General features: G+C 64.4%; 22 protein-coding genes. 10 read left to right on the plus strand and 12 right to left on the minus strand.

Annotated elements, in window-relative coordinates:
• Positions 1–199: 199 nt before the first annotated feature.
• The 4 genes from dctP to JQ604_RS16570 are packed head-to-tail and all read left to right on the plus strand — an operon-like array spanning position 200 to position 3,601.
• Positions 200–1,222 carry a TRAP transporter substrate-binding protein gene (gene dctP / locus JQ604_RS16555; protein ID WP_212358476.1) on the plus strand — a complete coding sequence of 341 codons (1,023 nt, stop codon included), beginning with the start codon at positions 200–202 and terminating at the stop codon, positions 1,220–1,222.
• Entirely contained in the window at positions 1,219–1,773 is a 555-nt protein-coding gene (locus tag JQ604_RS16560; protein ID WP_212358477.1) for a TRAP transporter small permease, read from the plus strand. The genes dctP and JQ604_RS16560 overlap by 4 nt, the downstream gene beginning before the upstream one ends.
• Complete coding sequence (locus JQ604_RS16565) at positions 1,770–3,128, plus strand: TRAP transporter large permease (protein WP_212358478.1); 1,359 nt, start codon at positions 1,770–1,772, stop codon at positions 3,126–3,128. Before JQ604_RS16560 ends, JQ604_RS16565 begins: the two co-directional genes overlap by 4 nt.
• Entirely contained in the window at positions 3,128–3,601 is a 474-nt protein-coding gene (locus JQ604_RS16570; protein WP_212358479.1) for a hypothetical protein, read from the plus strand. The genes JQ604_RS16565 and JQ604_RS16570 overlap by 1 nt, the downstream gene beginning before the upstream one ends.
• Before the next feature lie 138 nt (positions 3,602–3,739).
• On the opposite strand, the gene JQ604_RS16575 is transcribed toward JQ604_RS16570, so the two are convergent.
• From JQ604_RS16575 to JQ604_RS16595, 5 genes are all read right to left on the minus strand, one after another.
• Positions 3,740–4,165, minus strand: coding sequence for a zinc-ribbon domain containing protein (locus tag JQ604_RS16575; protein ID WP_212358480.1), 426 nt, complete (start codon positions 4,163–4,165; stop codon positions 3,740–3,742).
• Positions 4,166–4,272: 107 nt separating this feature from the next.
• The gene (locus JQ604_RS16580) at positions 4,273–5,181 is read right to left on the minus strand and encodes a hydroxymethylglutaryl-CoA lyase (RefSeq protein ID WP_212358481.1); all 909 of its coding nucleotides are present in this window, start codon (positions 5,179–5,181) and stop codon (positions 4,273–4,275) included.
• Complete coding sequence (locus JQ604_RS16585) at positions 5,178–7,187, minus strand: acetyl/propionyl/methylcrotonyl-CoA carboxylase subunit alpha (protein ID WP_212358482.1); 2,010 nt, start codon at positions 7,185–7,187, stop codon at positions 5,178–5,180. The genes JQ604_RS16580 and JQ604_RS16585 overlap by 4 nt, the downstream gene beginning before the upstream one ends.
• A 5-nt stretch (positions 7,188–7,192) precedes the next feature.
• Positions 7,193–8,797 carry a carboxyl transferase domain-containing protein gene (locus JQ604_RS16590; RefSeq protein WP_212358483.1) on the minus strand — a complete coding sequence of 535 codons (1,605 nt, stop codon included), beginning with the start codon at positions 8,795–8,797 and terminating at the stop codon, positions 7,193–7,195.
• Positions 8,798–8,855: 58 nt separating this feature from the next.
• The gene (locus JQ604_RS16595; RefSeq protein ID WP_212358484.1) at positions 8,856–10,028 is read right to left on the minus strand and encodes an isovaleryl-CoA dehydrogenase; all 1,173 of its coding nucleotides are present in this window, start codon (positions 10,026–10,028) and stop codon (positions 8,856–8,858) included.
• A 196-nt stretch (positions 10,029–10,224) separates the two neighbouring features.
• Between JQ604_RS16595 and JQ604_RS16600 the strand changes: the two genes are divergently transcribed.
• Positions 10,225–10,875, plus strand: a complete 651-nt coding sequence (locus JQ604_RS16600) for a TetR/AcrR family transcriptional regulator (protein ID WP_212358485.1) — start codon at positions 10,225–10,227, stop codon at positions 10,873–10,875.
• A gap of 4 nt (positions 10,876–10,879) precedes the next feature.
• Complete coding sequence (locus JQ604_RS16605; RefSeq protein ID WP_212358486.1) at positions 10,880–11,377, plus strand: Lrp/AsnC family transcriptional regulator; 498 nt, start codon at positions 10,880–10,882, stop codon at positions 11,375–11,377.
• A gap of 67 nt (positions 11,378–11,444) precedes the next feature.
• Here the strand turns inward: JQ604_RS16605 and JQ604_RS16610 are convergent, their stop codons facing one another.
• Positions 11,445–11,750: an ETC complex I subunit gene (locus tag JQ604_RS16610; RefSeq protein WP_212358487.1), complete on the minus strand. Its 306-nt coding sequence runs from the start codon at positions 11,748–11,750 to the stop codon at positions 11,445–11,447.
• 234 nt (positions 11,751–11,984) lie between these two features.
• Between JQ604_RS16610 and JQ604_RS16615 the strand changes: the two genes are divergently transcribed.
• The gene (locus tag JQ604_RS16615; RefSeq protein WP_212358488.1) at positions 11,985–13,148 is read left to right on the plus strand and encodes an OpgC domain-containing protein; all 1,164 of its coding nucleotides are present in this window, start codon (positions 11,985–11,987) and stop codon (positions 13,146–13,148) included.
• A 68-nt stretch (positions 13,149–13,216) separates the two neighbouring features.
• Here the strand turns inward: JQ604_RS16615 and JQ604_RS16620 are convergent, their stop codons facing one another.
• Positions 13,217–15,031, minus strand: coding sequence for a carbamoyltransferase family protein (locus JQ604_RS16620; RefSeq protein ID WP_212358489.1), 1,815 nt, complete (start codon positions 15,029–15,031; stop codon positions 13,217–13,219).
• Between the two features lie 451 nt (positions 15,032–15,482).
• On the opposite strand from JQ604_RS16620, the gene JQ604_RS16625 reads away from it, so the two are divergent.
• The gene (locus JQ604_RS16625; RefSeq protein WP_212358490.1) at positions 15,483–15,761 is read left to right on the plus strand and encodes a hypothetical protein; all 279 of its coding nucleotides are present in this window, start codon (positions 15,483–15,485) and stop codon (positions 15,759–15,761) included.
• 92 nt (positions 15,762–15,853) lie between these two features.
• On the opposite strand, the gene JQ604_RS16630 is transcribed toward JQ604_RS16625, so the two are convergent.
• The 5 genes from JQ604_RS16630 to JQ604_RS16650 all read right to left on the minus strand — a co-directional run bounded on the left by JQ604_RS16630 (position 15,854) and on the right by JQ604_RS16650 (position 20,548).
• The gene (locus tag JQ604_RS16630) at positions 15,854–16,630 is read right to left on the minus strand and encodes a cyclase family protein (RefSeq protein WP_212358491.1); all 777 of its coding nucleotides are present in this window, start codon (positions 16,628–16,630) and stop codon (positions 15,854–15,856) included.
• Positions 16,631–16,736: 106 nt separating this feature from the next.
• Entirely contained in the window at positions 16,737–18,350 is a 1,614-nt protein-coding gene (locus tag JQ604_RS16635) for a glycosyltransferase family 2 protein (protein WP_212358492.1), read from the minus strand.
• A 1-nt stretch (position 18,351) separates the two neighbouring features.
• Positions 18,352–19,113 (minus strand): cephalosporin hydroxylase family protein, encoded by a 762-nt coding sequence (locus JQ604_RS16640; protein ID WP_249158302.1) that lies wholly within the window; start codon positions 19,111–19,113, stop codon positions 18,352–18,354.
• On the minus strand, positions 19,113–20,030 hold the full coding sequence (locus JQ604_RS16645; RefSeq protein WP_212358493.1) for an NAD-dependent epimerase/dehydratase family protein: 918 nt from the start codon (positions 20,028–20,030) through the stop codon (positions 19,113–19,115). The genes JQ604_RS16640 and JQ604_RS16645 overlap by 1 nt, the downstream gene beginning before the upstream one ends.
• Complete coding sequence (locus tag JQ604_RS16650) at positions 20,027–20,548, minus strand: dTDP-4-dehydrorhamnose 3,5-epimerase family protein (RefSeq protein ID WP_212358494.1); 522 nt, start codon at positions 20,546–20,548, stop codon at positions 20,027–20,029. The genes JQ604_RS16645 and JQ604_RS16650 overlap by 4 nt, the downstream gene beginning before the upstream one ends.
• Before the next feature lie 131 nt (positions 20,549–20,679).
• On the opposite strand from JQ604_RS16650, the gene JQ604_RS16655 reads away from it, so the two are divergent.
• Together JQ604_RS16655 and JQ604_RS16660 are read left to right on the plus strand one after the other, a co-directional pair.
• The gene (locus tag JQ604_RS16655) at positions 20,680–21,912 is read left to right on the plus strand and encodes a class I SAM-dependent methyltransferase (protein WP_212358655.1); all 1,233 of its coding nucleotides are present in this window, start codon (positions 20,680–20,682) and stop codon (positions 21,910–21,912) included.
• Positions 21,913–22,003: 91 nt separating this feature from the next.
• Positions 22,004–22,246 (plus strand): hypothetical protein, encoded by a 243-nt coding sequence (locus JQ604_RS16660; RefSeq protein WP_212358495.1) that lies wholly within the window; start codon positions 22,004–22,006, stop codon positions 22,244–22,246.
• Positions 22,247–22,766: the final 520 nt, after the last annotated feature.

Here is a 22,766-nt window from a genome sequence, read left to right on the forward strand (position 1 = left end):
TGTTACGCGATAACAAACTCTTGAGCCCGGCAGCGTGAGTGTGCAGCGCAACAATACCGGCCCTTGCCGTGACACTCTGCCTCGCACTATCAGGGCGCCTCGAACTATCGGACGAGAGTAAAGTCACGCAAAGACCGGCTAAGCTGCGCTCAATGCCGGCCTCAACAGCCATTCAAGAAGCTCATCAGGGGAAGAAACCATGCTTACGCGCCGCCACATCATCGCATCCGCGCTCGCCGCGCCCGCCGTCCTGCGGATGGGCATCGGGACCGCACACGCCGCCACCACCCTGAAGATCTCGCATCAATTCCCAGGCGGCACCATCGACAAGGGCGACTTCCGCGACCGGCTCTGCCGGATGTTCGCTGCCGAAGTCGCCAAACGCTCGGGCGGCGAACTTGCCCCCGAAGTCTATCCGAACTCCTCGCTGATCAAGACCAACGCGCAGTTCTCCGCGATGCGCAAGGGCGCGCTCGATCTCAGCCTCTATCCGATGCCCTATGCCGGCGGCGAACTGCCGGAGACCAATATCGGCCTGATGCCGGGCCTGGTGACGACCTACGACCAGGGCATGCGCTGGAAGAAGGAGCCGGTCGGCAAGGCTTTGAGCGACTTCCTCGCCGACAAGGGCATTCTGCTGATCTCCTGGGTCTGGCAGGCGGGCGGCGTCGCCAGCCGCTCCAAGCCGATCGTGGCGCCTGAAGACGCCAAGGGCATGAAGGTGCGCGGCGGCTCGCGGGAGATGGACATGGTGCTGCAGACTGCCGGCGCCGCCGTGCTCTCTGTGCCCTCCAACGAGCTTTACGCCGCGATGCAGACCGGCGCCTGCGATGCCGGCATCACCTCCTCGACCAGCCTGATCTCGTTCCGCCTCGAGGAAGTCGCGAAATCGCTGACCTCGGGCGCCGGCGCCTCCTACTGGTTCATGCTGGAGCCGCTGATGATGTCGAAGGCGATCTTCGACAAGCTGCCGAAGAACCAGCAGGACGTCATCCTGGCCGTCGGCGCCGAGCTCGAAGCGTTCGGCCGCAAGGGCGCGCAGGACGACGACATCGAGGTCGCCAAGGTCTACGAGAAGGCTGGCGCCAAGGTCAGCGTGCTCGATGCCGCCACCGTCGGCAAGTGGCGCGACATTGCGCGCGATACCGCCTGGAAGGACTACAGTGCCAAGACGGCCACCTCAGCCAATCTCTTGAAGCTCGCAACCGACGTCGCCGCATGATGCATGGTCCGATCGCGGATCAAGGAGACAGCGTAACCACGGCCACGGGCAACACGCCCGTCGCCGGGCTCGCCCGTGTGCTTGCTCTGTGCAACAACATCATTGTGGTCTTCGCCGCGATCGCACTGATCGCGGCCTGCGTGATCCTGAGCTACAGCGTGCTCGGTCGCGCCCTGTTCCACAGCCCGAACTACTGGCAGGACGAGGCCGCCGTGTTCCTGCTGGTCGGCGCCACCTTCATGACCGCGGCCTATGTGCAGAGCCAGCGCGGCCATGTCAGCATCGAGGCGTTTGTCGGCCTGCTCTCGGCGCGCGCCAATGCGATCCGTCTATGGCTGGTGGATGTTGCAAGCTTTGCGTTCTGCGCCTTCTTCGCCTGGAAGTCCTGGACGCTGACGCACGAGGCCTATGTCGACGGCCAGGTCTCGAACTCGATGTGGTCGCCGCCGCTCGCGATCCCCTACGTGCTGATGGCTGTTGGCATGACCCTGCTCTGCCTGCAGCTGCTGCTGCAGATCATCATTCCCCTGACTGGTGGCGCACGCCGATGACCGTGCTTGGTATCGGCGTCTCCTATGGGCTCGCCACCCTGTTTGCGATGTTCTCGGGCATGCCGATTGCGTTCGCGCTCGGCGCGGTCGCCGTCGTGTTCATGGCGATCTTCATGCCGTCGGCCTCCCTCGATACGGTGACGCAGAACGTCTACGAGGAGATGGCCTCGATCACGCTATTGTCGATCCCGCTGTTCATCCTCAAGGGTGCGGCGATCGGCAAATCCCGCGCCGGCCAGGATCTCTATTCGGCGCTGCACGCCTGGCTGCATCGGGTGCCGGGCGGGCTCGGCGTCGCCAACGTGTTCGCCTGCGCGCTGTTCGCGGCGATGGCGGGCTCCTCGCCCGCGACCTGCTCGGCGATCGGCTCGGCCGGCATTCCCGAGATGCGCAAGCGCGGCTATTCCGGCGGCTTCGCGGCAGGCATCATCGCCGCCGGCGGCACGCTCGGCATCCTGCTGCCGCCCTCGATCACCATGATCCTGTTCGCGGTCGCGGCCGAGAAGTCGCTGGGCCGGCTGTTCCTCGCGGGCATCGGGCCGGGTCTGCTGCTGGTGACGCTGTTCGGCATCTACGCTGTGTTCCGCTTCCGGAAAGAGTATGCGACGGCCAAGGCCGTCTATGAGGCGACCGGCAAGGATTCCGCGATTCTGCAGCACGACGAATTCACCATGGCCGAACGCTTCACCATGCTGCCACGGGTGATCCCGTTCGTGCTGTTGCTGACGGGCGTGATGATCGCCCTCTATGGCGGCTACGCGACGCCGTCGGAGACTGCCGGCCTCGGCGGCCTCTTGGCACTCGCGCTGATCGCCGTGATCTACAGCGTGTGGAAGCCGAGCGATCTGTCGCCGATCCTGAAGTCAACGATCCGCGAATCCACCATGCTGATGATGATCATCGGCATGTCGCTGCTCTATTCCTACGTGATGAGCTATCTGCACATCTCGCAGTCGGCAGCGGAAGCCATCGTCGCGATGCATCTGCCGCGCTGGGAGCTGTTGTTTGCGATCCTGATCATGGTGATCGTGCTCGGCTTCTTCCTGCCGCCGGTCTCGATCATCCTGATGACCGCCCCGATCATCCTGCCGCCGCTCCGCGCCGCCAATTTCGACATCATCTGGTTCGGCGTCGTCATGACCATCGTGATGGAGATGGGCCTGATCCACCCGCCGGTCGGCCTCAACATCTTCGTCATCCGCAACGTCGCGCCCGATATCCCGCTCAGCGAGGTAATCTGGGGCACGCTGCCATTCGTGCTGCTGATGATGCTCGCGGTGCTCTTGCTGTGCTTCTTCCCGGGGATCTCGACCTGGCTGCCGGATCTGGTGATGGGCCCTGACGGGGGGCGGTGATGCGGATCACGATCTATGAGCCGGCGCCTATCGACCCCGACAGTCAAAGCTGGATCTTTTATGCGACGACCCAGGCCGAGAAATGGATGCCCTTGCTTCTGTGGCTAGTACCGTTCGTCGTCGGCTTTCTTGCAGGCGTCGCGTTCACATGGCTGATCAAACGACGCGGCTGGCGGACCCAGATCATTCCCGCTTGGGTGATCCCGCTGATGTTCGGAACGCTGGCCTACGCCGTCGCGCCAATCATCGTCTACTTCGCGACCTTCGGTTTCTGGCCACGCGCGATCCTCGCGGGACTGACGGCATCCTTAATCTATACGTGGCCCATTTGGCTGGTGATGGGGCCCGTTCTGTATTTCTACCTAGCCTATCTCAACAAGCGTCAAAAATGGCTGAGGGACTCGACAGTAGTTTACCTCTCGGCCCTGTCCCTGACATCTGAATGTGCCTTCGTCTTTTGGCTTTCGCATTGAGCGCGATCGCGCCACGAGCCGCGTCGTAGGGTGGGCAAAGGCGCGCTTGCGCCGTGCCCACCCTCACGAGCACGCTCAAGACGGTGGGCACGTCGCTGCGCTCCTTTGCCCACCCTACCGAATTGCTTCGGCTTGTCCTCACCCCTTCGGCACACGCGCCTTCCGTGCCACGCCTTCCAGGTGTGTGCGACGCGCCTCATCCCGGCGCGCGCGTTCCCTACGGCGGCAGGGACGGCACATGATCGCAGTCGTGAAGACGTCTCCCTTGGCGATCTCGTACCACCACTTCTGCTGCCCGGCCGTCCACGTTTCGACCTTTCCGCATGCCTTGCAGGCAAACTCGATCGAAGCGTAGGTGCCGCGCTCCACGAATACGGGAATGCTGTAGCTGTTGTTCTTGCTGAGCTTGGCCGCGTCGACCGGGAGTTCGTCACGCGGGCGGGCCGGGCGAAGCTGCGCCTGCCGCGCTTCGCGAGCAGCTTGCGCGGCGAGACTCTCCGCCTTTTCGCGCTTCGCCTCCTTGCGGGCGCGGATCTCGGACCGCTTCTGCTTGTTGCTCTTCATTTTGAAGGCTTCGTAGGGTGGGCAAAGGCGCACTTGCGCCGTGCCCACCATCGAGAGCAATGCAAGAAATGGTGGGCACGCTTCGCTTTGCCCACCCTACGCATTCGCTATGAGTTCCGTATCTTTTTCGCGTTCAGCGCGGATGCTACGCGGCTCACAGGTGGCTTGCCGAGCACGACGCTCATCGCGTTCGTCGTCACCAGCAGCTTCTCCATGTCTACGCCGGTCTTCATGCCCATGCCTTCGAGCATATAGACCACATCCTCGGTCGCGACGTTGCCCGTCGCGCCCGGCGCATAGGGGCAGCCGCCGAGACCGCCGGCGGCGGAGTCGATGACGCGGACGCCCTCCTCCATGCCGGCATAGAGATTGGCGAGCGCCTGGCCGTAGGTGTCGTGGAAATGCATCGCGAGCCTGTCGGCGGCGACCTCCGCCTTGACCGCGCGCAGCATCTCGCGGGCCTTCAGCGGCGTGCCGACGCCGATCGTGTCGCCCAGCGAGATCTCATAGCAGCCGAGATCCCACAAGGTCCGCGCGAGATCGGCGACCGCCTTCGGCTTGATCTCGCCATCGAACGGGCAGCCGAGCACGCAGGAGATATAGCCGCGCACCTTGACGCCGTCGGCCTTGGCCCGCGCCAGCACCGGCTTGAAGCGCTCGATCGAGTCCGCGATCGAGCAATTGATATTCGCCCGCGAAAACCCTTCGGACGCAGCGGCGAACACCGACACCACCTGGGCGCCGGCGGCACGCGCGGCGTCGTAGCCCTTCTCGTTCGGCACCAGCACATGGAATTCGGCACCCGTGACGTGGCTGACACCGCGCAGCACCTGATCGGAGCTTGCCATCTGCGGGATTGCCTTGGGCGAGACGAACGCGCCGACCTCGACAGTCGAAAGTCCCACGGCGACCAGCGCCTCGACGAAGGCGATGCGCGCCTCGACGCTGACCGGAATCTTCTCATTCTGCAGGCCGTCGCGCGGCCCCATTTCGATGATGCGGACCGTGTCGCTCATGATGCCGCCGCCGGCTCGACTTCGGCGAGCTCGACGCCTTCACCGACGATGTCGCCGACCTTGCATTTGAGCTTCTTCAACACGCCCGCATAGGGCGCGCGCAGGGTCTGCTCCATCTTCATCACTTCCAGGGTGAGGATCGGCGCGCCCTTCTCCAGCGTCGCGCCCTCCTCGGCGAGCAACGCCACCACAGTGCCCGGCAAGGGCGCCACGATCTTGTCCTCGCCGACCTGCTCCTCGGTCTCGCCGCCGAACGGATCGACCCAGTGCAGGTCGAAGCGCCCGTTGCGGGTGCGCAGATAAAGCTCGTGGCCCTCGATCACCGCCGCGACACGGGACTTGGTGCCATCCAGCGTCAGGTCAAAGCCAGCCTCGTCGCTCGCCGAGGTCGCCAGCGCATAGTCGCGATCGCCGACCGACACGGTCGGCACCCCACCGCCATAGCGCAGCGTCACCTTCTGCTCGGCGCCATGGCCTTGCCGGAACGACAGCACCCGCTGGCGCCGGCCGACCGGCATCCAGCCAAAGGTCTGCCAGGGTGAATGCGCCTCGGCGCGCGCGGCCCTCTGCTCGTCGTTGACGATCGCGGCGATCGCCGCACACAGCTCGAACGCGCCGGCTTCGCCCTTCTCGGCGGTCAGCTTCGTCAGCTCGCGCTCGATGAAGCCGGTGTCGATCGCATTTGATCGCGTGCTCGGATGCGTCACCAGCGCCGACAGGAACGGGATGTTGGTGACGATGCCACGGACATCCGTCTCCTCGAGCCCGCGGTTGAGCTTCTCGATCGCTCCCTCGCGGGTCGGTGCCCAGGCGATCACCTTGGCGAGCATCGCGTCGTAATATGGCGAGACCTGATCGCCGCTGCGGTAGCCGGCATCGATCCGCAGGCCGTCGCCTTCCGGCGGCGTGCGCCAGGTCTTGATCTTGCCGACCGACGGCATGAAATTCTTCTGCGGATTTTCCGCGTAGACGCGCGCCTCGATGGCGTGACCGTTGAGCTTGATCTCATCCTGCTTCAGCGGCAGCGCCTCGCCGAAGGCTGTGCGAAGCTGCCACTCGACGAGATCGACGCCCGTGATCAGCTCGGTGACGGGATGCTCGACCTGCAGGCGGGTGTTCATCTCGATGAAGAACACGTCCTTGCCGTCGGAGACGAACTCGATGGTGCCGGCACCGACATAGCTCACCGCCGCGGCTGCCTTGCGCGCGGCGGCACAGACCGCCTCGCGCTGGGTCGCGTTCAGCGTTGGCGACGGCGCCTCCTCGATCACCTTCTGGTGCCGGCGCTGCAGCGTACATTCGCGCTCCCACAGCGACAGCAGATTGCCGTGGCTGTCGCCGATGATCTGCACCTCGATGTGCCTGGGGTTCTGGACGTATTTCTCGATCAGCATGCGGTCGTCGCCGAACGCAGCCTTCGCCTCGCGCTTGGCGCTGACGATCGCGTCGGACAATTCGCTCGCCGACTTGACCACGCGCATGCCGCGGCCGCCGCCGCCGGCGGACGCCTTGACCAGCACCGGGAAGCCGATCCGGTTGGCGGCCTCGGCCAAAGTCGCATCGTCCTGTGCCTCGCCGTGATAGCCGGGCACCAGCGGAACGCCGGCCGTCTCCATCAGCGCCTTCGAGCCGGACTTCGAGCCCATCGCCGTCATCATCGCAGCCGTCGGACCGACGAAGACGAGACCAGCCTCGAAGCAGGCGTTCGCGAACTCGGCATTCTCTGAGAGGAAGCCGTAGCCGGGATGCACGGCCTCGGCGCCGGTCTCCCTGGCCGCCGCGATCACGCGCTCGATGTTGAGGTAGCTGTCGCGCGCCCGCGCAGGTCCGAGCAGCACGGCTTCATCAGCCAGCGCGACATGCATGGCGTCGCGGTCGGCCTCGGAGTAGACGGCGACAGTGCGCAGGCCCATCGCGCGGGCGGAGCGGATCACGCGGCAGGCAATCTCGCCGCGGTTGGCAATCAGCAGCGTACGGAAACGCCGGTAGAGTTTTGCGCGGTCCATCTGCGTCACATCCTGAACAGGCCGAACTTCGTCGGTTCGATCGGGGCATTGGCGGCGGCCGACAGGCCGAGGCCGAGTACAAGGCGGGTGTCGGCGGGATCGATCACGCCGTCGTCCCACAGCCTCGCCGTCGCATAGTACGGATTACCCTGGCTCTCATACTGGGCGCGGATGGGAGCGCGGAACTTGTCCTCCTCCTCGGCCGACCAGCTGTCGCCCTTGGCCTCGATGTTGTCGCGGCGAACCTGGCTGAGCACCATCGACGCCTGCTCGCCGCCCATCACGGAGATGCGGGCGTTCGGCCACAGCCAGAGGAAGCGCGGCGAGTAGGCGCGCCCGCACATGCCGTAATTGCCGGCGCCGTAGGAGCCGCCGATCACGACGGTGAATTTCGGCACGCCGGCGGTCGCGACCGCCGTCACCAGCTTGGCGCCGTCGCGCGCGATGCCGCCAGCCTCATATTTCTTGCCGACCATGAAGCCGGTGATGTTCTGCAGGAACACCAGGGGAATGCCGCGCTGGCAGCACAGCTCGATGAAATGTGCGCCCTTCAACGAGCTCTCGCTGAACAGGATGCCGTTGTTGGCGATGATGCCGACCGGATGGCCCCAGATGTGGGCAAAGCCGCAGATCAGCGTGGTGCCGTAGAGCTTCTTGAACTCGTCGAATTCGGAGCCGTCGACGATGCGGGCGATGATGTCGTGAACGTCGAACGGTTTGCGGCCGTCAGCGGAGACGACGCCGTAGATTTCCTCGGCCGGGAAGAGCGGCTCCCTAGGCGGACGCATGTTGAGATTGGCGCGCGTCGGCGGCTTCAGCGTTCCAACGATGCGCCGCGCGATCCCGATCGCATGCGCATCGTTCTGCGCATAGTGGTCGGTGACACCGGACTGCCGGGAATGGACGTCGGCACCGCCGAGCTCTTCGGCGGTGACGACCTCGCCGGTCGCGGCCTTCACCAGCGGCGGACCGCCGAGGAAGATGGTGCCCTGGTTGCGCACGATGATGCTCTCGTCCGACATCGCCGGCACATAGGCGCCGCCGGCGGTGCAGGAGCCCATCACGATCGCGATCTGCGGAATGCCCTGTGAGGACATCTGCGCCTGGTTGTAGAAGATGCGGCCGAAGTGCCGCTCATCCGGAAAGATCTCGTCCTGCATCGGCAGGAAGGCGCCGCCGGAATCGACCATGTAGACGCAGGGCAGATTGTTCTGCCGCGCGATGTCCTGTGCGCGCAGATGCTTCTTCACGGTCAGCGGGTAGTAAGTGCCGCCCTTGATGGTGGCGTCATTGGCGACGATCACGCATTCGCGGCCGGAGATGCGCCCCACTCCCGTGATGACGCTCGCCGAATGCACGTCGCCGCCATAGAGGCCGTTGGCGGCGAGCGGCGACAGCTCCAGGAAAGCGGTGCCGGGATCGACCAGCAGGTCGACGCGGTCACGCGCCAGCATCTTGCCGCGCGAGGTGTGGCGGTTGCGCGAGGCCTCGCCGCCGCCGCCCGCCACCTGGTTGAGCTTGTCGCGGAGCTCGTCGACAAGGCCGCGCATCACCTCGGCATTGCCTGCAAATTCCTGGGATTTGGGATCGATCGTCGAATGAAGCGGCATGGGGTTCTTGCGCGTTTCGCTGGAGGGATCGGGGATCGAAGTCGGATTTGGCGCGAGCTTAGGCGGTCTTGTCGAACAGCTCGCGGCCGATCAGCATGCGGCGGATCTCGCTGGTGCCGGCGCCGATCTCGTAGAGCTTGGCGTCGCGCAGCAAGCGACCGGTCGGATAATCGTTGATGTAGCCGTTGCCGCCCAGGAGCTGCATCGCGTCCAGCGCGCATTGCGTGGCCTTCTCCGCGGCGTAGAGGATCGCACCGGCGGCGTCCTCGCGCGTGGTCTCGCCGCGGTCGCAGGCTTTCGCCACGGCGTAGACATAGGCACGCGAGGCGTTCATCGTGGTGTACATGTCCGCGATCTTGCCCTGCACCAGCTGGAAGGTGCCGATCGGCTGGCCGAACTGCTTGCGCTCGTGGACGTATGGCAGCACCACGTCCATGCAGGCCTGCATGATGCCGATGGGGCCGGCCGCCAGCACCGCCCGCTCATAGTCGAGACCGCTCATCAGCACGTTGACGCCGCGGCCGACCTCGCCGAGCACGTTCTCCTCCGGCACCTCGCAATCCTCGAACACGAGCTCGCAGGTGTCGGAGCCGCGCATGCCGATCTTGTCGAGCTTCTGCGCGGTGGAAAATCCCTTCATGCCTTTCTCGATCAGGAAGGCGGTGATGCCGCGCGGGCCGGCCTGCGGATCGGTCTTGGCGTAGACCACCAGCGTATCGGCGACCGGGCCGTTGGTGATCCACATCTTGTTGCCGTTGACGACGAAGCGGTCGCCCTTCTTCTCCGCGCGGGTCTTCATCGAGACCACGTCGGAACCTGCCGAGGGCTCCGACATCGCGAGCGAGCCGACGTGATCGCCGGAGATCAACTTGGGCAGATATTTGCGCTTCTGCGCCTCATTGCCGTTGCGGCGGATCTGGTTGACGCAGAGGTTGGAATGCGCGCCGTAGGACAGCCCGACCGCCGCCGAGGCACGCGAGATCTCCTCGACCGCGATGCAGTGTTCGAGATAGCCGAGGCCGCTGCCGCCATACTCTTCCTCGACGGTGATGCCGTGCAGGCCCAGCGCGCCGATCTTGGGCCAGAGGTCGCGCGGAAACTGGTTGCTGCGATCGATCTCGGCCGCGCGCGGCGCGATTTCGTTGGTCGAGAACGCATGCACGGTCTCGCGGATCGCGTCCGCGGTTTCCCCGAGGTCGAAATTGAAGATTGCCGCCCGGTTCGTGGCCATGGATCCCTCCCTTGAGATTCATCTTGCAATTAAACGATCATACGTTTTTTTATTCCGATCGCAAGCCTTTGTGCTAGAGTCCGTGCAGGCAAAATCGCAGCGCATTGAATTTGCTGCGATTTCAGGTTATAAACTTACGGTCGTTCGCTTGTTTCCTTCACTTTGGGGCAAGCCCAATCCGACCCCGAGGCTCCCGATGGCACGCACGATCGGCTCACATGGCCCCACGACGCTCGAGGCGATCCGCAAGGCCGGTGTGCGCCTGATCTTCGAGCACGGCTATGAGGCGATGAGCCTGCGCCAGCTCGCGGCCGAGGTCGGCATCCAGGCCGGCTCGCTCTACAATCATATCTCAACCAAGCAGGAATTGCTGTTCGATCTGGTGCAGGATCACATGAATGATCTCCTGCGCGAGCTCGACGTCGCGCTCGCGGGCAAGACCGATCCGGCCGACAGGCTGCGCGCCTTCGTCGCCTTCCATGTCACCTACCACATGACCCGCAAGCGCGAGGTCTTCATCGTCAATTCCGAGCTGCGCAGCCTGGAGCCGAAGCATTATGAGGCGATGGTGACGCTGCGCGGCGTCTATGAGCAGCGGCTGGCCCAGATCCTGTCTGATGGCGTTGCCGAAGGCGTGTTCGAGGTGGTTGACATCCAGGTTGCGACATTTGCGATCCTGGCGCTCCTCACCGGGCTCTGCAGCTGGTATCGGCCGGGCGGACGGCTGACCAGGGAAGCGATCATTGCGGCGCACGAAAAGCTGGTGCTGTCAGGCGTCGCACCTCACGCTGCCGCAGCCGCGCCCCGCAAGACCGCCAAACGCGCCCGCAACCTCGTCGCCGGCTAATTTCATGACGGATCAGCAACCGCTTGATGACATCGACCTGCGGATCCTGTCGGAGCTGCAGACCGACGGCCGCATCCGGATCAACGAGCTGGCGGCCCGGGTCGGCATCACCGCCCCACCCTGCCTGCGCCGGGTCAGGATGCTGCGCAGCCGCGGCTTCATCCGGGCGATCCGCGCCACGCTCGACGAGCGGCTGCTCGGCTACGAGGTGACGACCTTCGTCCTGATCCAGCTCGAAAGCCAGAACCTCGCCGCCATCGAAGCCTTCGAGGCGGCGATCGCCGCCATCCCGCGCTTCCTGCAGTGCTGGCGGATTTCGGGCGATGCCGACTTCATGCTGAAATGCGTCGCCCCCAGCGTCGACGACATGCGCCAGCAATTGCTGCAGTTCGCCGGCCTGCCGAATGTGCGCAAGATTAGAAGCTATCCAGTGCTCGGCGTGTCCAAGGACGCAGCCCTGCCAATTCCGGATGCACCGGCCGCACGGAGCCCCGCGGCCTGAGCGGACGCCCTTTGGTTCGAGGCGTTTTCCTGACGCGAACCGGTCCCCACTTCGCGGGGGAAACGCGTTAATGCGTCCAGGGCTCGCCGCGGCGGAAGGCGAAATTGTCGGCATAGGCGACCTGGCGGTGCGCCGAGTTCTTCGGCTCGATCACCTGATAGGCGATGCCCTTGCGCTCGCAATAGGCGACCGCATCCTCTTTGGTGTCGAAGTGCAGCGTCAGCTGCTGCTTCATGTCGGTCGACGAGGTCCAACCCATCAGCGGCTCGACGGTGCGCGCCTGCTCGGGCTCGTAGTCCAGTTGCCATTCCCTGGTCTTGGCGCGTCCCGATTGCATCGCGTTTTTGGCGGGCTTAAAAATGCGTGCGGTCATGGATGGTCGGGCCTCGTGGAATGTGCGACATGAGAAGTTGCGACGTCGAAGCGAATGGAGGAAACCGCCGGGTTAGTATAGACACACCGTTCAGGAATTTGATCGGTGATTCCCTAGCCCCGGATATACCCTTCGCTGGACCGGTATAGTCATTCTACCGCGCTGTGACAATCTGGCCGAGGCGGCTGGCCGAGGCCCGGGGCGCGGCCCGAAAAGCATCACAAGCGGGACCCCATGCAAATCAACGCCACACTGCCCGACAAAGGACGTGACCTCCGGCTCGACCTGTTCCGCGGGGTCGCGAACTGGGCGATCTATCTCGACCACATCCCCGACAATGTCGTGAACTGGATCACGACCCGGAACTACGGCTTTTCCGACGCCGCCGACCTGTTCGTCTTCATCTCCGGCTATACCGCCTCCTTCGTCTATGCCCGCATGATGCTGGAGCGCGGCTTCATCGTCGGCGCCACGCGGCTGACCAAGCGCGTCTGGCAGCTCTATGTCGCCCATATCATCCTGTTCGTGATCTACATCGCCTCGATCAGCTACCTAGCGCTGCGGTTCGGCGACTCCGAGATGATCAACGAGTTCAACGTCGCCGGCCTCGTCGACAATGCGACCGAGACGCTGCGGCAGGGCCTGTTCCTGAAATTCAAGCCGCTCAATCTCGATGTGCTTCCGCTCTACATCGTGCTGATGGGCTTATTTCCCCCGGTGCTTTGGTTCATGCTGCGGCAGCCGAACATCACGATGGCGGCGTCGATCGTGCTGTGGCTGGCCGCACGCTGGTTCGGCTGGAACCTGCCCGCCTATCCGGCCGGCAGCTGGTACTTCAATCCGTACTGCTGGCAGGTGCTGTTCGTGTTCGGCTCCTGGTGCGCGCTCGGCGGCGCGCGCAAGAACATGAACATCATCATGTCGCCCTGGACGCTGTACTTCTGCATCTTCTACATGATCTTCGCGCTGATCATGACCTTCGCCGGCCGCTTCCCGGCGTTCGGCGAAATGTTCCCGCACTGGTTCTTCGCGTGGTTCAATCCGAACGACAAGACCAACCTCGCGCCCTACCGCTTCCTGCACTTCGTGGTGATCGTGCTGCTCGTGATCCGCTTCATCCCGAAGGACTGGCCGGCGCTGGAGTGGAGGGTGTTCGATCCCGTGATCGTGTGCGGCCAGCAGTCGCTGGCGGTGTTCTGCGTCGGCGTGTTCCTGTCCTTCGTCGGCCATTTCGAGCTGTCGATGAGCTCGGGCTCGCTGTTCGCGCAGATCTTCGTCAGCGTATCCGGCATCGCGATCATGACGATCGTGGCCTACTACATCTCCTGGTCGAAGCGGCAGGACAAGCCGGTCAAGCCGCCTGCACCGAAGGCTCCGGCTGCGGCAAAGGCGGCGTGACATCTCCTCACCGGAATGCATCTCACGATGCATTCCGACTTATCTCCGCAAGCGTGGCGAGGTGTAGATCAGCCCGGCCCCGCCTGCGAAGTCGAGGCGACGATGCCGGCGACGTCGCCGAAGGTCTTCATGACAGGCGCCACCACCTTGTGCATCCGGGTCTTCGTCACCAGCATGTCGTGCATGATCAGATGGTCGATGCCGGTATTGAGGAAGCAATTCACGGCATCCTCCGGCGTCTCGACGATCGGCTCGCCCTTGATGTTGAAGGACGTGTTGATCAGCACCGGGACGCCGGTCAGCGCCTCGAACTCCTTCAGCACCCGATAGAGCATCGGGCTGGTGGCCTCGCGCACGCTCTGCACCCGCGCGGTGCCGTCGACATGGACGATGCCTGGGATTTTGTCGCGCCATTCCGGCCGCACGGGTTTTGCGATCAGCATGTAGGGCGAATCCTCCTCGCCCTCGAAAATCTCCGTCATCCGCTCGGCCAGCACGATCGGCGCGAACGGGCGGAACGCCTGGCGGTGCTTGACCCGGCTGTTGAGGATGTCCTTCATCTCGGCCTTGCGGGGATCGCCGAGCAGGCTGCGATGGCCAAGCGCACGCGGGCCGAATTCGCTGCGGCCCTGGAACCAGCCGATCACCTTCTGCTCGGCCAAGAGCTTTGCGGTCTCGCGGCAGATGTCCTCGCTCTTCTTCGCCTCGATCTGGATGCGCACCAGGAATTTCTCCAGTGAGCGCGCCACCTCGCGGTCGGTATAGGGCCGGCCGACATAGGCGTGGTCCATCACGAAGTTTCGCTGTGCCTTAAGAATCTCCAGCCAGCCGTAATAGGCGCAGCCGATCGCAATGCCGTCGTCGCCGGCCGCGGGCTGGATCCAGACATTGTCGAAGCCGGCCTCGCGCGCGATCCGCCCGTTGGCCACGCAGTTCAGGGCCACGCCGCCGGCGATGCAGAGGTTCTTCGCCCCCGTCGTCTCGCGCAGCCAGCGCGCGCGGGCCAGCAGCACGTTCTCGGTGTCGTCCTGCACCCGCCAGGCGATGTCTTCCCAATGCCGCATCGCCGGGCTCTTCTCCCAGCTGCCGCTCTCGAACAGGTAGGGCTGCTTGTAGTCGGTCCCCCAGGCGGGCACGCTGAGCTTGCCGTCGGTCATGTCGAGGAGATGGCCGACCTTCTCGTGCCGGCCATAGGGCGCAAGCCCCATCAACTCGCCGCACTTGTTCCAGTCACCGAACACATAGGTCGAGACGCGGCTGTACAGCGCGCCGAGGCCCGGCATGTTGTAGAACTCGTCGCTCAGCATGCCGCGCGACTGCTCCATGAACACCTTCTTGAGGCATTCGAGCGTCTTGTCTTCAAATTTGTAGTAACTCTCGGACTCCCGAGCCAGGGGCGAAACCTTGTCGCTGTCCGGATAGGCCTCCATCGCGTCGGACTGATAGTTGCCGACGCCATCGACGATCATCACGACGCCCTCCTTGAAGGGCGACACGGCGAACGCGCTGTAGGCGTGCGCGAGGTGATGCGAGACCGTTATCACCTTGTCGGATTTGGAGCGGAACAGCGGATGGTTTTCGGCGATCTTGCGGTCGGCGGCCGGGAGGAAGCCCGGCATGTCCTGGTAGACCAGGCGGTCTTCCATCTCCGGTACCGGCAGGATGTAGCAATTGCGCACGACGAGATCGACGTCGTCGAGCGTGATGCCCTCGGCCTTCAGGCAATACTCGATCACCTCCTGGTGGAAGCCCGAGGCGTGCTTCTCGCGGGTGATCCGCTCCTTGGAGATCGCGAAAGCAATGGCGCCGTCGCGCAGCAGGCAGGCGCTGACGTCATGGTCATAGGTGTTGAGACCAAGGACATAGGTATGTTGTTTGGGCATATGCACTCTCTAGCGCATGATCCGGAAAAGTGTGAAGCGGTTTTCCGAAAAGATCATGCGCAAACGTGGAACGGCGGGACACTCGGATTAGCGACATTCGGGCAGTCGGAAGTGATGGTCGTATCGACCCGATCTTCGTGGCGTGACTTTGTCGCAGACAACGCGACCGACGTTTTCTCCGGCTTTGATTCCGCGGCGCACAATCAGTTGCCGCGGCAAGATGAACAAAGTGAACGCGGCATGAACGACAAGATGAATGGAGCAAATCTTATCATTGCCTCCGCGGGGCTGTGTAACTTGACCTTACCTGCCCACCTCAATAGAGTCGCTACGCCCGCAAGAACCTTAGTGAAAATATTGTCTTAGCTCGTCTGAACCATCCGGCTCTCTCGCGCGTCTAAGTGAGACAGCTCGTATCAGTCCAGATGTTCGAAGCGACCGGGAGATCTGTATGGCTAAACGCTACAATATTCTGACGCGCTGCCTCGCAGCGTTGGCCTTGTTTTTCGTCTATGTCGTCAGCTCGTCCGCCATTCTGGTAGGCGCGACCACCTCGCCGGCGCAAGCCTGGCGCGGCGGAGGTCGTGGCTACTATCGCGGCGGTGGCTGGGGTTATCGCGGCCGTGGCTATGGCTATCGCGGTTACGGCTTCGGCGGACCTGTCGTGGTCGCGCCTGGCCCGCGCTGCTGGTGGAATGCCTATCGCGGCGTCCGCGTTTGCCGCTGGTGATCCAGTCGGCCTAACGAACGACAATTTCAATCAAGACAGATCAGGTGCGTCGGCAACGGCGCACCTGATTTTTTTAACCGCGACGATATCGCTCACCCGTCGATGATCGCGACCGCCCGCGTCCAGCCCGCCGAGGCGCGCTCGATCTTCACCGGGAAGCACGACACCATGAAGCCGGTCGAGGGCAGCTGCTCCAGATTGTGCAGCTTCTCGATGTGGCAATAGCCGATGTGGCGGCCGGCCTTGTGGCCCTCCCAGATCAGGCTGGCATCCCCAGTCTCGGCGTATTTCTTCGCGGTGTAGACGAACGGCGCGTCCCAGCTCCAGCCGTCGATCCCGGTCAGCCGCACGCCGCGCTCCAGGAGATACATCGTCGCCTCATAGCCCATGCCGCAGCCCGAGGTGACGTAATCCTGGCGGCCGTATTTGGCGCCCGCGCTGGTGTTGACCACGACGATCTCTAGCGGCGACAGCGTATGCCCGATCCGCTTCAGCTCGGCTTCGACATCGGCGGCGGTGACGACATAGCCGTCCGGCAGGTGACGGAAGTCGAGCTTCACGCCGGGCTGAAAGCACCATTCCAGCGGCACCTCGTCGATGGTCCAGGCCCGCTCGCCGCGGTTCATCGTGGGGTGGTAGTGCCAGGGCGCGTCGAGATGCGTGCCATTATGGGTCGAGAGCGAGACCATCTCCATCGCCCAGCCCTGTCCGTCCGGCAGCTCCTCCGCCTTCAGCCCCTCGAAGAACTGCAGCATGCGCGGCAGGCCCTGCTGATGATCGCTGTAGTGGATGGTCGGATGCAGGCCAGGTGGATCGGCCGGCACGTCGTTTTGCAGGGGAACGGAGATGTCGATCAGCTTGCGCGCCATGGCGGCTCCTCCAAAGCATGATCCGGAAGATTGCGAAGCGGTTTTCCGAACAGATCATGCTCAAATCAAGATTGTTCTTGTGAGCGCTACCCTGCAATCCGTATCGTCAATCGGCAAGCCACATCCGCTCGATGCCGATCCCGAGCGGCCGCGTATCGGCGCCGAGGCCGAGATCGGCCGGCGAGCGCGGCTCATTCAGCGTGAGGGTGATGGATATCTCGCCGTCCGCCGAGACGTCGGCCGGATCGACCGTGAGCATGCGCGTCCCCGCAAACGACGCCGTCGAGAAGGACACTTCCTGCACGGCGCCCTCGCCGACCCGGCAGCTGACGCGCAGCTCCGGATTCTGCGCCGACACGAAGGCGCGACAGGCCAGGGCCAGCGTTCGCGGCTCCGCGGGGCGCGGCCGCATGGTCACGCGCAGCGTGCAGCGCTTGGCGATCGACCAGGTGCCCCAATCCTCCGGCGCGCTCCAGCCTTCGGAGAGCGCAGCCGCGCCCTGCCCGTCGCGGGTGAAGTCGAGACCGTCGGCGCCGAGCACCGCGCGTTGTCCGCGCGCCTCCCGCAGCATTAGCGCCTCGCTCCCCGGCACAAGCTGCGCGACCACCCGGGCGGCGTCCGCGATCGACTGCAGGCCGAGCGCATCGCCATCGAGATTGTATTGCACGCGATTGCGGCCGAGCACACGCACTCCGGGATCGATCCACGGCCGGTCGGGCTGGCGCGCGGCGATAGCGAGATCGGCGACGTCGAAACCATGCATCGCCGCCAGCGCTTCGATCGAGTGCAAGGTCCGGTCATAGGTCTCCGGCCGCTCGTTGATCTCGCTGGCCAGCGCCTGGCCCAGCGCCCGGAAATTGACGGCGATGCCGCCGTCGTCAGGAAACAGCTCCTGCTTCATCGTCAACATGTCCTGCGCCAGGAACAGCGCCAGCGCGTCAAGTCCGGGCAGCCTTGGATCGCAACGCATCTCGCCGAAATCGCGCCGGCCCTCTTCCGAGCCAAGCGCATCGGCGCTGGCGAAGAAATTGGTATGGCCGGTCGAATGCGCGGAGAATCCACTGATCGACAGCGGCCGCGACAGGCGGACATAGCTGTCAGTCAGCGCAGCATTGACAATACCCGAGGTCAGATCGGGCGACAGGCCGATGAAGTAACGGCCGCGCAGCGCCTGCATCCGCGCGATGACGTCGCGCCGGACGAAGGAATTGTAGATCATCGGCAGATCAGCATAATGCGCCTGGAACGCATAGACGCGCGCCAGCTCGTCGCGTGAGGCGACCGGCTCGCCGCTGAATTCGAAATCGATCTCGGCGATCAGGCGGTTGCGAAAGGCGTGGTGATAATAGCCCGGCCAGTAATAGGCATAGGGCCGCCAGCTCAGCAGCGCGATCCGCTGATCAGCCAGCAGACCCGATGCGATGCTGCACGCGTCCGGCAGCAGGCCATCATCATCGCCGATGAAGGTCAGATAGTCGCCCGTCGCATGCGCAAGCGCCTGCTCCCAATTCTCCGTCATCGGCAGCACCGTCGGCGTCGCAAAATGCTTCAGCCTGGGATCGCCGAGCGCTTCGGCCAGCGCCGCGATCTCGCCATTGCCGCCATTGTTCTGGACAATGAACTCGCAATCCGCGTCGCGCTGCGCCAGCAGCGTTGCCAGCGCATGCCGCAGCGTATCCGGCCGGTTGAGCGTTGGAATGACGACTGACAGCAGCGGCATGTCAGGCGATCCGCCGCAGATAGCCGCCGGGCCAATGGCTGCCGCCATCGGCTACACCGCGCTCGTTGAACAGCGACGGCGGAGATGCCTTTTCAAATTCGCGGTGGCGCTCGAGGAAATCTGCGATCGCCGCTTTCGGATTGTTCCAGCTCCAGTCGTCCTTCGCGCCGGGCAATTCCACCAGCCCGTCCATCAAGCCGTCGGCCACGATGATGGAGCCACCTGGCTTGATCAGCGGCGCATAGGCCTCGAGCTCGGCCAGCACATGCGCCTTGCTGTGGTTGGAATCCAGCATCAGCAGCACGCTTTCGGACGGCTTGATCAGCGCGCGCACGCGGTCGACGATGTGAGGCGCAACCGAGTCTCCTTCGATCATCGTGATCTCGGATGCAAAGTCGTGCGCTTCGATGGCTTGCCGGTTGTGCGCGCGGATCTCGATGTCGACGCCGATCACGCGGCCATGGCCGAGCAGCCGGCACAGCCCCGCCGAGAACACCAGGCTGCCGCCGTGGGCGATGCCGGTTTCCAGGATCACGTCGGGCCTGAGCTGCCAGACCAGCTCCTGCAGCCGCATCAGGTCCGACGGCAGCTGGATCACGGGGCGGCCGAACCAGGTGAAGGTGTAGCTGTGGCGGTTGGCCCAGCCCGATCGCACCCAGGCGTCCGACAGCACCGCGAACGCCTCCGGTGTATCAAGCGCCAGCCGCCGCTCGCCGTGCTCGTCCTCGACGACGATCTCCGAGTTTGCCAGATTGATCCGCATCACGATGTCCCCGACGACAGCCGCTCCTGCCACCACGCCAGTGTCCGCATAGCGCCCGCCTCGAAGCCGATCGTCGGCCGCCAGCCGGTCGCCTGCAACCGCGCGATATCGGCCACGATGACAGGCTCGGAGTCCACGCCGGACACCTCCCGCGCGCCGAACGCGACAAGATGTTCAGCATCGAGTCGGTGCGCAAAGAATTCGACCACGCTGCGCAGCGTGCGCGGCTCGCCCGCGCCGAGATTGACCACGCCGGTGACGTCGCTGTCGAGCACGGCGGCAATCGCCTGTGCGAGATCGCCAACGTGGATGAAATCACGGACCTGCGTGCCGAGCGAGCAGTTGAAGACCTCACCTGCGCGCAAGCTCCGGATCAGGCTCGGGATCAGGCGGCCTTCGGCCTCGCCCTCGCCGAATGGAAAGAACACCCTGGCCCAGGCCACGCCGGCGCCACGCGTTGCGGCCGCGACAAAACCCTCGGCCGCGGCGAGCTTGGCCTGACCGTACAGCGTCGTCGGCCGGCACGGCGTCACATCCTCCCGGCACGGCACGGCGGACGGGCCATATTCGAAGCAGGTGCCGATGCCCACGATGCGACCGGTGCCCGTCGCGCGCGCTTGCTCCAGCAAATCCAGGCTCGCCGCAATCCAGGCCGTATTGTCGGGGTGATCGCGATAGCGGCCCGGTCGCGCCTCCCACGCCAGATGCACCAGATGCGACGGCCGCGCCGCTGCCATCACCTGCGCGCGACCGCGCTCGGTCAGCAGGTCTGCCGTGTGCCACGCCGCAATCGCCGGCAGGCCTGATGGCGCCGCGCCGCGGCCGCAGCCATGCACCTCGAAGCCGCGCGCCCGCAGCACCGGCAGCAAGGCGCGGCCGATGAAGCCGGAGGCGCCGGTGACGAGCACGCGCGTCATGGCAGATACGGCAAGCTGCGATCCCGCTCCGACAGGATGGGCTCGGCCAGCGGCCAGGGGATCGCCAGCGTCGGATCATCCCAACGCACGCCCGCAGCAGCGCGCGCGTCGTAGGGCGTGTCGATCAGATAAAGCAGCTCGGTGCCATCGACGAGGCTCTGGAAGCCGTGTGCGCAGCCCGCCGGGACAAACACCGCATTGCGGCGCTCGCCCGACAGCGTCACGGCGCACCACTGGCCGTAGCCTGCTCCGGCGCGCAGATCGACGATCACGTCGAACGCCTCGCCTCTCACACAGCGCACGATCTTGGCCTCGCGCCGCTGCAGTTGATAATGCAGGCCGCGTAGCGTACCTGCGTGGCGGTTGAAGGACAGGCTGTGCTGCACGAAATGATCAGGCAATCCCTGCGCGCTGAATTCGTCGGCGCAGAAGGCGCGCGCAAAGGAGCCGCGGGCGTCCTCCTCGGGCTCGACCTCGATCTCCATGGCGCCTGTCACGGGCAGAGCCTTGAACCTCATCGCCGCGCTCTCTGCTCCCCGCCTGCGTCCCACACTGTGCCGACCTCACGCTTGTTATCATGCCGTCTTCAGGTGCGACAATTCAACGAGGCGTCACCATCGGCGGCGCGCCGGGCATGTGGGCACCGCCGATGACGTCAGGCGCCTGTCGGTTTTGCGCAGAGCCACTCACGGAGACGCTGGTCGATCTCGGCCCGTCCCCGCTCGCCAATTCGTTCGTCTCGCCGGCGAACGCGGCGGCGACCGAGACCGTCTATCCGCTGCGCGCACATGTCTGCAGCGCGTGCCGGCTGGTCCAGCTGCCGCAGTTCGAACCGCCCGAGCATATCTTCCACGACTATCTCTATTACTCCTCCTACTCCGACAGCTGGCTGCGCCACGCCGAACGCTATGCCGAGGCAATGGTTGCGCGGCTCGGTCTCGACAGCGGCTCCGAGGTCATCGAGATCGCCAGCAATGACGGCTATCTCCTGCAGTATTTTCACGCGCGCCAGATCCGCGTGCTCGGCGTCGAGCCCGCGCCCGGCCCCGCCGCCGTAGGGATCGCCAAGGGAATTCCGACCGAGACGTTTTATTTCGGGCGTGCCGCGGCGGCGCGGCTCAAGGCGGCGGGACATGCGCCGCAGCTCGTCATCGCCAACAACGTGCTGCCGCACGTCCCTGATCTCAACGACTTCGTCGCCGGTCTCGCCACGCTGCTCGCGCCCACGGGATGCCTCACGATCGAGCTTCCGCATCTGCTCGAGCTGATCGCACAGACCCAGTTCGACACGATCTATCACGAGCACCTGTCGTATTTTTCGCTGCTGACCGCCGAGCGCGTGTTCGCCCATCACGGCCTCGTCGTCGTCGATGTCGAGGAGTTGCCGACGCATGGCGGCTCGCTGCGTCTCTTCCTCGCGCATGCCGATCGCGGCATTCAGGTGACCCCCAATGTCGCGGCAGTGCGCCAGCGGGAGATCGCAGCCGGCCTCGACGGCCCGGACGCCTATCGCGGCTTCGCGGCCAGGACCGAAGCCAGGAAGCGCGCGGTCGTCGACTTCCTGCAGACCGCGCGGCGCGACGGCAAGACCGTGCTCGCCTATGGCGCGCCGGCCAAGGGCAATACGCTCTTGAACTATTGCGGCGTCACCACCGAGCTGATCCCGTTCACGGTCGATCGCAATCCGCACAAGCAGGGCCTGCTGCTGCCGGGAACGCATCTGCCGATCCGCGATCCCGCCGCCTTGCGTGCCGCGCGTCCCGACTACGTCTTCATCCTGCCCTGGAACCTGCGCGACGAGGTCATGGCCCAGCTTGCGGATATCAGGATCTGGGGCGGCGCCTTCGTGGTGTCCACGCCGGAGCTGCAGATCTTGCGTTAGGTCACCCGTTTACGATCCGCTAACCCTGTTGGCCCATCCGCAGGAACGCCTCCCCGCCGGTGCTCATTGGCCCGCAGAGGGAGTGCGGATGATGGACAGGCTGGCCAGGATCGACCGGGCGCTCGACGAGGTGCTGGTGAACCTCGGGGCCATGGTGCTGCGGCTCTCCGACCCCGCCGTGACCCGGACCGACGCCGAGCGGCGTGCGCTGGCCCGGTCGGTCCGGCAATATGCCCGCTGCGCCGACCAGTCAGGCGATCCCCGGGTGCGGCGGCTCCGGGACGAATTGCAGGAGACGGTAAGGCCGAAGCTCCGCATCGTCGCGACCCGATAAAAAGTTCCAGATTTTCCTGGCTTTTTCTCTAACCATTTGAAAAATCTCGAAAACTATTTTTGAACCTTTTCGCTATTGTGGAGACTTATGATCACTGGGGATTTAAGGGCCCAGTAATTAGCGCGGCGCCGCCTGACGAACATACTCCGTTAGGCGGCGCTGTTGCTTTGTGGAATTCCACCCTATCTCCAGGTTAGTCCCCGGCGGCGCACGCCCTTAGATCCCATTGCTGCCGGTCGAAAACCCCGCCCCCGTGAGCGGGGTTTTCCATTTGTGGAGCCACCGAGCGCTGCCCCCCTATTCGACTGCTTGCAGCGTGGCCCGCGGATCGATTCCCGCCTGCAACTCTCTATTCACCAATCGCACACGCGAGGTCCTAGGATCGACGGCTGAAGTCAAACAGATGTTGCCGAATTGCGACTCCATCGCGAATTTTATCGTGTGTCGGTGCCACAAATCTACTTTGGGTTGATTTCGTTCGAACGCGCGGATTAGCATCAAGCAGTTTTTCCTAACGTGT

Source organism: Bradyrhizobium jicamae (assembly GCF_018130695.1).
GTDB lineage: Bacteria > Pseudomonadota > Alphaproteobacteria > Rhizobiales > Xanthobacteraceae > Bradyrhizobium > Bradyrhizobium jicamae_B.

Bases quoted from the DNA above. Each gene is read 5' to 3' on its own strand.
- JQ604_RS16630 (WP_212358491.1), bottom strand. From the start codon at position 16,630: ATGGCGCGCAAGCTGATCGACATCTCCGTTCCCCTGCAAAACGACGTG.
- JQ604_RS16635 (WP_212358492.1), bottom strand. From the start codon at position 18,350: ATGCCGCTGCTGTCAGTCGTCATTCCAACGCTCAACCGGCCGGATACG.
- JQ604_RS16655 (WP_212358655.1), top strand. From the start codon at position 20,680: ATGACGTCAGGCGCCTGTCGGTTTTGCGCAGAGCCACTCACGGAGACG.
- JQ604_RS16605 (WP_212358486.1), top strand. From the start codon at position 10,880: ATGACGGATCAGCAACCGCTTGATGACATCGACCTGCGGATCCTGTCG.
- JQ604_RS16645 (WP_212358493.1), bottom strand. From the start codon at position 20,030: ATGACGCGCGTGCTCGTCACCGGCGCCTCCGGCTTCATCGGCCGCGCC.
- JQ604_RS16650 (WP_212358494.1), bottom strand. From the start codon at position 20,548: ATGAGGTTCAAGGCTCTGCCCGTGACAGGCGCCATGGAGATCGAGGTC.
- JQ604_RS16560 (WP_212358477.1), top strand. From the start codon at position 1,219: ATGATGCATGGTCCGATCGCGGATCAAGGAGACAGCGTAACCACGGCC.
- JQ604_RS16570 (WP_212358479.1), top strand. From the start codon at position 3,128: ATGCGGATCACGATCTATGAGCCGGCGCCTATCGACCCCGACAGTCAA.
- JQ604_RS16660 (WP_212358495.1), top strand. From the start codon at position 22,004: ATGGACAGGCTGGCCAGGATCGACCGGGCGCTCGACGAGGTGCTGGTG.
- JQ604_RS16575 (WP_212358480.1), bottom strand. From the start codon at position 4,165: ATGAAGAGCAACAAGCAGAAGCGGTCCGAGATCCGCGCCCGCAAGGAG.
- JQ604_RS16580 (WP_212358481.1), bottom strand. From the start codon at position 5,181: ATGAGCGACACGGTCCGCATCATCGAAATGGGGCCGCGCGACGGCCTG.
- JQ604_RS16595 (WP_212358484.1), bottom strand. From the start codon at position 10,028: ATGGCCACGAACCGGGCGGCAATCTTCAATTTCGACCTCGGGGAAACC.
- JQ604_RS16600 (WP_212358485.1), top strand. From the start codon at position 10,225: ATGGCACGCACGATCGGCTCACATGGCCCCACGACGCTCGAGGCGATC.
- JQ604_RS16615 (WP_212358488.1), top strand. From the start codon at position 11,985: ATGCAAATCAACGCCACACTGCCCGACAAAGGACGTGACCTCCGGCTC.
- JQ604_RS16640 (WP_249158302.1), bottom strand. From the start codon at position 19,113: ATGCGGATCAATCTGGCAAACTCGGAGATCGTCGTCGAGGACGAGCAC.
- JQ604_RS16590 (WP_212358483.1), bottom strand. From the start codon at position 8,797: ATGCCGCTTCATTCGACGATCGATCCCAAATCCCAGGAATTTGCAGGC.
- dctP (WP_212358476.1), top strand. From the start codon at position 200: ATGCTTACGCGCCGCCACATCATCGCATCCGCGCTCGCCGCGCCCGCC.
- JQ604_RS16610 (WP_212358487.1), bottom strand. From the start codon at position 11,750: ATGACCGCACGCATTTTTAAGCCCGCCAAAAACGCGATGCAATCGGGA.
- JQ604_RS16625 (WP_212358490.1), top strand. From the start codon at position 15,483: ATGGCTAAACGCTACAATATTCTGACGCGCTGCCTCGCAGCGTTGGCC.
- JQ604_RS16620 (WP_212358489.1), bottom strand. From the start codon at position 15,031: ATGCCCAAACAACATACCTATGTCCTTGGTCTCAACACCTATGACCAT.
- JQ604_RS16565 (WP_212358478.1), top strand. From the start codon at position 1,770: ATGACCGTGCTTGGTATCGGCGTCTCCTATGGGCTCGCCACCCTGTTT.
- JQ604_RS16585 (WP_212358482.1), bottom strand. From the start codon at position 7,187: ATGGACCGCGCAAAACTCTACCGGCGTTTCCGTACGCTGCTGATTGCC.